This window comes from Microbacterium sp. Bi128 (assembly GCF_918698205.1).
Map to the genome: position 1 here is coordinate 1 of NZ_CAKKMM010000165.1, position 8,232 is coordinate 8,232.

Here is an 8,232-nt window from a genome sequence, read left to right on the forward strand (position 1 = left end):
CCGCCGCCGACACGCTCAAGAACGTCGGCCTCGCCGTGACGCTGCCCACCGGCGAACGCCAGATCGTCGTCATCGGCCTCCCCGGAGACCGCGGTGTGGACCTCAAGCGCGTCGAGGCGAACATCGGGTCCTTCCTGCCGATTGCCGGCGAGATCACGCTCGAAGCCGCCAATGAGGACGACCTCAAGAAGCAGCCCCTGATCGTCAAGGGCTACCTCGGCCCCGGCATGTCCCTGGACGCGCCGCTGCTGGGCAGCGAGGGCGCCGCAAAGCTGCTCTACCTCCTGGATCCCCGGGTCGTCAGCGGCTCTGCCTGGGTCACCGGCGCCAACGAGGCCGGCAAGCACGTCTTCGGCCTCGTCGCCGGACGCGACTTCGGCTGGGACGGAGTCATCGAGTGCACCGAGGTGCGCGCCGGCGACGAGGCTCCCGACGGTTCCGGTCCCCTCGAAACCGCCCGCGGCATCGAAATGGGCCACATCTTCCAGCTGGGCCGGAAGTACGCCGCCGCCCTGGACCTGAAAGTCCTGGACCAGAACGGCAAGCAGGTGGTGGTGACCATGGGCTCCTACGGCGTCGGCGTCACCCGCGCCGTGGCGGCCCTGGCAGAGTCCAACCACGACGACCGGGGCCTGGTCTGGCCGCGCGCCGTCGCTCCCGCCGACGTCCACGTTGTGGCCGTGGGCCGCGGCGAGGAGATCTTCGCCGCCGCCGAAAAACTGTCCCTGGAGCTCGAGGCTGCCGGCCTGGACGTCATCTATGACGACCGCCCCAAGGTTTCCCCCGGCGTGAAGTTCGGCGACGCCGAACTCGTCGGCGTCCCCACCATCCTCGCCGTCGGGCGCGGACTCGTGGACGGCGTCGTGGAGATCAAGGACCGCCGCAGCGGCAGTGCCGAGAATGTAGCCGTTGACAAGGCTGTTGACTACGTGGTCAACGCCGTGCGCAACAGCTGATGCCGCGCCGTCCCGGGCCGTACTAGGCAATGGTCTCCGGACTCGAATCGATCCAGCTCGGAACTGTCATCCTGATCGTCGTGGCCGGCCTGGCGGCCGGATGGGTCGACGCCGTCGTCGGCGGCGGCGGGCTCATCCAGCTCCCGGCGATGCTCCTGGTGCCGGGCATCAGCCCGGTCCAGGCACTGGCGACCAACAAGATGGGGTCCATCTTCGGCACCAGCACCAGCGCGGCCACGTACTACCGCCGCGTCCGGCCCGATCTGCGCACCGCCCTGCCCATGGCAGCGATCGCGCTGGCGGGCAGCTACGGCGGTGCGGCGCTGGCCGCCAACCTGCCGGCCAGCGTGTTCAAGCCGATCATCGTGCTGGCGCTGATCGCCGTCGCGCTCTTCACCGCCTTCCAGCCCGGCATCGGTGAGCTGACCAAGCTGCGCCACGAGGGGCACCGGCACTACGTGGTGGCCTGCCTGATCGGCGGCGTGATCGGCTTCTACGACGGCCTGATCGGTCCCGGCACCGGTTCGTTCCTGATCATCGCCCTCGTCTCGGCCATGGGCTACGCCTTCCTGGAGGCCAGCGCCAAGGCCAAGATCGTGAACGTGGCCACCAACGCCGGCGCCCTGCTGTTCTTTGTTCCGCACGGCGCCGTGCTGTGGGGGCTCGGGCTGCTGCTGGGCATGGCGAACATGGCCGGCGGCTACCTCGGTGCCCGGACTGCGGTCCGGCAGGGGAGCAAGTTCATCCGGATCGTGTTCCTGGTGGTGGTGGGCGCGCTGATCATCAAGCTCGGTTCCGACGTCTGGCAGGACAACCTGTCCTAAGCCGCCTGGTTCCGCGGCAACTCGCATGGGACTCCCGGTCCGCTGGCCCCGGGCGTAGCATGCAGCTATGTCAGCAGGTGAGGAACGCTACCGGGATGCCCTCGAGGCCGCGGCCGGACACGCACGCCGGTGGCTTGAGAGCCAGGGAACACGCCGAATCGGGCCGCAGGTCACGGCGGCCGAGCTGGCGGCCGACTTCGGCGGACCGCTGCCCAAAGAGGGCATGCCGGCGGCGGAAGTGGTGGACTATCTTGCGGCCAAGGCCGAACCCGGGCTGATGGCCATGCCGTCCGGGCGGTTCTTCGGCTGGGTCATCGGCGGCACGCTGCCGGCGGCGCTGGCGGCCGACTGGCTGCTCAGCGCCTGGGACCAAAACGCGGGGCTGCGCTTCGCCACTCCCGCCACCGCCGAGATCGAGGAAGCCGCCGGCAAATGGATCCTTGAGCTGCTGGGTCTGCCCGGGGAGTCCGACGTCGGCTTCGCCACCGGCGCCACCATGGCCAACTTCACCGGCCTCGCCGCCGCCCGCTGGCGGCTCATGGCCGACGCCGGCTGGGACCTCGACGGCGACGGCCTCGCCGGTGCGCCCCGGATCCGCTGCTTTGCGGGGCAGGAACGGCACGACACCATCGACCTCGGCCTGCGCTACCTGGGCCTGGGACGTCCCACCGTGCTGCCGTCCCACCGCCAGAGGCGCATCATCCCGGCCGAGCTGGATTGCGCCCTGGACCTTGCGCTCCGTGCGGGGGAGGACAGCCGCCCGGTCCCGGCCCTGGTGTGCCTGCAGGCCGGCAACCTGCATTCGGGCGCCTTCGACCCCTTCGCCGAGGCCATCGCCGTCGCGAAGGCGCACGGCGCCTGGGTGCACGTGGACGGGGCTTTCGGACTCTGGGCGGCCGCCGTGCCCGAGTTGTCCGCCCTGACCGCGGGACTCGGGCTGGCCGATTCGTGGGGGACGGATGCGCACAAGACCCTCAACGTCCCGTACGACTGCGGGATCGTGATCGTGCGCGACGCCCAGGCCCTGCGGTCGGCGATGGGGCTGCACACCAGCTACCTGATCCAGGCCGCGGACGGTGCCGGGGACCCGTTCGAGTCCGTGCCTGAGCTCTCCCGCCGCGCGCGGGGCGTCCCGGTGTGGGCGGCGCTGAAATCCCTGGGCCGCGACGGCGTCGCCAGCCAGGTCCGCACGCTCGTGCAGCGGGCCGCGCAGTTGGCCGAGCGGCTCGGGGCGCTGGACGGTGTCGAGGTGCTCAACGACGTCGACTACACCCAGGTGTCCCTGGCGTTCGGCGACGACGCTGTGACCCGCGCCGTGACGGAGACGATCATGGCTGATGGCCGGGTCTGGATGTCCGGGTCACGCTGGCAGGACCGCGATATCCTGCGGATCTCGGTGAGCAACTGGAGCACGGACGACGCCGACGTCAGAGTCGCCGTCGACGCCGTCCGCGACGCCTTGGCGGCCGTGCGGGGCTGACGGCGGGGGTTAGCGAGTTACGCGTGCGCGGAGATGCGGACCGCGGTCACCTTGTATTCAGGGCACCCCGTTACCTCGTCCTCCACGGCAGAGGTGAGGCTGTTGACTGTTGCGTCGGGGAAATGGAAGCCCGCGAACACCTGACCGGGTTCCACATCGTCCGTGATCCTGAGCCGCAGGACCGCCATTCCATGCCGGCTGTCCAGCCGGACAGTATCGCCGTCATTCAGTCCCAGCGCCGCCGCGTCCCCGGGCTCGACGTCGATCGTTTCGTCGGGGAGCAGGACCAGGTTGTCGGTCCGGCGGGTCATGCTGCCGGAGTTGTAATGCTCCGCCCTGCGCCCGGTGACGAGCAGGTACGGATAGGCCGCGTCGCACTGCTCGCCCGGCGGCAGGTACGGCCGCGCGGCCAGGTGTGCCAGACCGTCCGGGGTGGCGAACCGGTCCTGATAGAGCCGTGGTGTTCCGGGGGAAGTGGCGGACCCGCACGGCCAATGCAGCGGGCCGTCCCGGTCCAGGCGTGCGTGGGATATTCCGCCGAACAGCGGCGCCAGGCTGGCGCACTCCGCCATGGCCTCCTCCGGTGTGGGGCATCCAAGGTCCGCCCCCATGCGGGCCGCGACGGCGTGCAGCACCGCGAAGTCTGTACGGACGCCGGCCGGGGGCGCCACGGCGGCCCTGACCCGCTGGAAGCGCCGGTCGAAGTTGACGAACGTGCCGTCCTTCTCGAGCCAGGCGGACACGGGAAAGACCACGTCCGCTGCGGCGGCGGTGGGGGAGAGGAACAGATCGTTGCAGATCACCAGCGGGCAGGCAGCCAGGGCCGCCCGCACCGAAGCGCTGTCAGGATCGGTGGCGAGCACGTCCTCCCCGATCACCCACAGCGCCTGCAACGCCCCGTCCCGGGCGGCCGCGAACATCTGCGGGATCCGAAGCCCTGGCCGCGACGGCACATCGGCCCGCCAGGCCTCGGCGCAGCGGGTCCGCGCTGCCGGGTCCAAGACCTTCTGGTAGCCGGGCAGCAGGTCAGGCAGAGCCCCCATGTCAGACGCACCCTGGACGTTGTTTTGCCCGCGCAGCGGGTTCACCCCACCGCCGGCACCCGGCCCGACGGCACCGCGCAGGAGTGCCAGGTTGGACAGGGTCCGGACACCGTCCGTGCCGTGCCGGTGTTCGGTCACGCCGAGTCCGTAGAAGATTGCCGGGACCAGCGCCTGACCGTACATCACGGCGGCGCGCACGAGGTCGTGCGCCGGGACACCGGAGATTTCGGCTACGCGTTCCGGCGGGTAGTCCTCGAGCAACCCGAGCAGCTCGTCATAGCCGTTGGTGTGGGAATCAAGGAAGGCGGAGTCCACGAGCCCCTCGCGGACCAGGACGTGGGCCAGGCCGTTGAACACGGCCACGTTGGTTCCCGGCCGGGGCCGCAGGTGGACGTCGGCGTGCCGGGCCAGGTACGTGCGCCGGGGATCCACCACCACCAGGCGGGCGCCGTCCATGACCCGCTGGAAGATCCGTGAACCGACAACGGGGTGCGCCGCCGTCGGATTCGCGCCAACCAGGAGGATCACGTCGCACCGGTCGAGGTCATCAAATGCATTCGTGCCGCCGCCCAGGCCAAACGTCGCGGCCAGGCCGGCCGCCGAGGGGGCGTGACAGAGCCGGGCGCAGTTGTCCACGTTGTTTGTCCCCATGACGGCCCGGGCGAATTTCTGGGCCAGATAGTTCTCCTCGTTGGTGGCCCGGGCCGAGGAGATGACGGCGAATCCGCCCGGGTCCGCGTCCCGGATCCCGGCAAGCCTGGCGGCCACGTAACCCGTTGCGGCCTCCCACGACGCGGGCGCCAGGGTTCCGTTCCTGCGGATCAGCGGGGTTGTCAGACGGTCTGTTGAACCCAGGAACCCGTGGGCGAACCGTCCCTTGACACACGCGTGGCCGCGATTCACTGAGCCCTCACCGGCGGGCCGGACGGTCATGATCACGTTGTCACGGGTGGAGACCTCCAGGCTGCAGCCGACGCCACAATACCCGCAGGTGGTCCGGGTCTGCCGTTCGATCGGCAGCAGGTTGAGCAGCCCGGGCTCGGACAGGGCGCCGGTGGGACACGTATCCACGCACGCCCCGCACGAGACACAGTCGGACTCCGCCCAGGGACCACCGGTGCCCGGCGCCACCACCGTGCCGGCTCCGCGGCCCGTGAGGGTCAGGGCGAACGTGCCCTGGATCTCCGCGCAGGCGCGGACACACCGCCCGCAGGCAATACAGAGATCGCGGTCAAGCTTGACGTACGGGTGGGAGTGGTCAAGTCCGCGCTCCGGCGGCGTGACGGCACCAGACGGGGCAGTCACCCCGTAGTCGGCGCATTGCCGGGCCAGTTCGCTGCGGTCGGCCGGGACGTCCAGCGCCCGCGTCGGCAGCCCCGCGACGATGGCCCGCAGGGCATCCCGCCGCAACGCCCGGGACGCCTCGACGGCGACGCGCAATCCGTCCTCCGCCGGGGTGCTGCAGGCGGCGGCCGGGCCCCGGCCGGTGATGTCGACCAGGCACGTACGGCACGAGGCCACGGTGGTGAGCCGGTCATCGTGGCACAACGTCGGGAGGGCCAGGCCGGCCGCCCGCACAGCATCGAGCAGCGTGGCTCCGGCCGCGACCTCGACCAGTCGGCCGTCGACAACGAGTTTCACGACGGCCATCCGTCCAGGCCGTAGACGCGGGCGAGGCTTAACACCGCGGACGGCACCCGGCGGCCGAAAGCGCACAGGCTGCCCGCCGCCATCGTGCGCAGCACCTCGCCGCGTTCCCGGCGGATACCCGGCCCGTCAGGCCGCTCCGACAGGGCCCGGCCGCGCCATGTCCCCACCCGGCAGGGCGAGCACTGCCCGCAGCTCTCCGCCGCCGCAAAGTCCCACAGGTTCCGCAGCACCTGCTCGCCCGAAAGCCTGTCATCGAAGGCGACGATCCCTGCGTGGCCGAGGGCCGCTCCCCGGCTGGTGAGGGCGGCATCGCTCAGGGGCACATCCAGGTCGGCCGGGCCGAGGAAGCCGCCCAGGGGGCCGCCGATTTGCAGTGCACGCATCGCTGCCCCGTCCCGAAGCCCGCCGCCGAGATCTTCCACGATCCGCCGGACCGGCGTGCCGATCTCCACCTCGTAGGCGCCGGGCCGGAGAAACCGTTCGGACAGGCAGGCGACCACCGTGCCGGCCTCGTCCGCGGTCCCCATCGCCGCGTATGCGGCTCCGCCGTGCTGCACTATCCACGGCACCGCACTGAGTGTTTCCACGTTGTTGACTACGGTGGGCCGTCCGTGGAGCCCCCGTGCCGTGGGAAACGGCGGGCGGGGCCGCACGACGCCGCGCAGGCCTTCGAGCCCGTTCAACAGGGCCGTTTCCTCGCCGGAGACATACGACCCCGCGCCAACAGCTACGTGGATCTCCAGGCTGAATCCGCTGCCTCCCGCGTCCGGGCCGAGGTGCCCGGCAGCGCGTGCCTCGAGCAGCGCTTCCTTCAGGCGGGCGACGGCGTGGGGATACTCTGAGCGGACAAACACGACGCCGGTTTCCGCGCGGACAGCGAAGCAGGCCAGGGCGAGGCCTTCGAGCACCCGGTGCGGGTCCTGTTCCATGAGCAAGCGGTCCGCAAAGGAACCGGGGTCGCCCTCATCACCGTTGGCCACAACCACCCGCGGTGAAGGGTGTTCCAGTGCGGCCCGCCATTTGGCGGCGACGCGGAAGCCGGCTCCGCCCCGTCCCTTCAGACGGGCGGATTCGACCTGGCTGAGGACATCTTCAGGTGTTCCTGCGGCGACGACGCCGGGCCAGGCCGACCATGGCGTCGAGGCTCCCAGCAGCCCGGCGGTCACCACAGCGTACGCACTGTCACAGGACACCGGGATGGGCGGCGCCTTCCGCGGTGACGACCCCTGCAATTGGGCCGCCAGGTCGGGCCCCGCACACGCGTCCTCGCCGTCGAGGGCTGCCGGTCCGCCGAAGCAGTAGCCCAGGCAGCGCACTTCCTGGAGCGATACGGCGCCGTCCGCGCTTCGGCTCCCCGCCTCCACTCCCAGCGCGGCTTCCACTTCCGCCATGTGCCTGCCGCCGGACGCCGCGAAGCAGGCGGCTGCACCGCATGCCCGGATGTGCCGGGTTCCGTGCGGCGCGGAGAAGTCGGCGAAAAACGATGCCGGTCCCTCGGCCGCTGCGGCGGGCAAGCCGAGCGCACGGGCGATCTCGGCCGGGGAGGTAACGGAGCCGCGGAGCATACTCTTGATCTCCACGATGGGCCGCTCGAAGCGGGCGGCATACCGGAGGAAAGGATCGTCATTGTCCCGACCCTCCTGCCCGGCAGGTTCGGCGGCTGAGCGCCCGCCACGGGGTTCGTGCATGTGTCCAGCCTTCTCCCCGGCACCCCCGGTCGGGGAAGAGCCAAAAGTCCCCGGATCGCCAAGTGCTGAAGGAGCCGGCTGCGGCTAGTGCTGGTCCGCCGCCCAGTGGGCCATGTCCTGGCCCGGATCGGGCAGCTCCTGCGGGGCGGGCAGGCCGGGAAGCGTCCGGCCCGCCAGCGTGCTCGCCACCCACAGCGATCGGGCCAGATCGCCGTCATAGTGGCGCTGCGAGGCATACCAAAGGGCGTTCTCCACCTCGCGCGCCAGGCTCCACTGCCGGGCGGCCTCGGCGTCGAGCCCGGCTGCGGCACTGAAATCCCCGCACCGCGCGAGCAGGGCCCGTCCGGGATCCTGCTGCGGCAGTTCCCGGAGCCTGTTCCACAGCACCGGGGCCACCGCGAACTCCGCCTCCCCGATCATGGGCTGGGGATCAATCGCAGCGTACTCCGGCGGCGGTGTTTCCTTCCGGGTTGCCGGCTCCGGGACGCCGGGCCGCGCCAGGATGTTCAGGTAGTGAAGGTCCGCGTGGACCAGGACGTCTTTGCCGGACCGCCGGCCGACGGCGCCGCGGGTCTGGCAGACCTCCAGCGC

6 protein-coding genes are annotated in these 8,232 nt (G+C 71.0%); 3 read left to right on the forward strand and 3 right to left on the reverse strand.

Annotated features, from left to right (window positions below):
* From LQV45_RS12955 to LQV45_RS12965, 3 genes are all read left to right on the forward strand, one after another.
* Positions 1-956 (forward strand): His/Gly/Thr/Pro-type tRNA ligase C-terminal domain-containing protein (locus tag LQV45_RS12955; protein WP_253074569.1); only part of this gene is annotated, 956 nt, incomplete at its 5' end.
* Between the two features lie 29 nt (positions 957-985).
* Positions 986-1,780, forward strand: a complete 795-nt coding sequence (locus LQV45_RS12960; protein WP_028277113.1) for a TSUP family transporter — start codon at positions 986-988, stop codon at positions 1,778-1,780.
* 67 nt (positions 1,781-1,847) lie between these two features.
* Positions 1,848-3,260, forward strand: coding sequence for a pyridoxal-dependent decarboxylase (locus tag LQV45_RS12965; protein ID WP_230007384.1), 1,413 nt, complete (start codon positions 1,848-1,850; stop codon positions 3,258-3,260).
* 17 nt (positions 3,261-3,277) lie between these two features.
* Here the strand turns inward: LQV45_RS12965 and fdhF are convergent, their stop codons facing one another.
* The 3 genes from fdhF to LQV45_RS12980 form a co-directional block, all read right to left on the reverse strand.
* A complete protein-coding gene (fdhF, locus tag LQV45_RS12970; protein WP_230007385.1) occupies positions 3,278-5,953 on the reverse strand; it encodes a formate dehydrogenase subunit alpha in 2,676 nt (891 codons plus the stop codon).
* Positions 5,941-7,641 carry an NAD(P)H-dependent oxidoreductase subunit E gene (locus tag LQV45_RS12975; protein WP_230007386.1) on the reverse strand — a complete coding sequence of 567 codons (1,701 nt, stop codon included), beginning with the start codon at positions 7,639-7,641 and terminating at the stop codon, positions 5,941-5,943. Before LQV45_RS12975 ends, fdhF begins: the two co-directional genes overlap by 13 nt.
* A gap of 84 nt (positions 7,642-7,725) precedes the next feature.
* On the reverse strand, positions 7,726-8,232 hold a 507-nt coding region (locus tag LQV45_RS12980; protein ID WP_230007387.1), incomplete at its 5' end, for an aminoglycoside phosphotransferase family protein.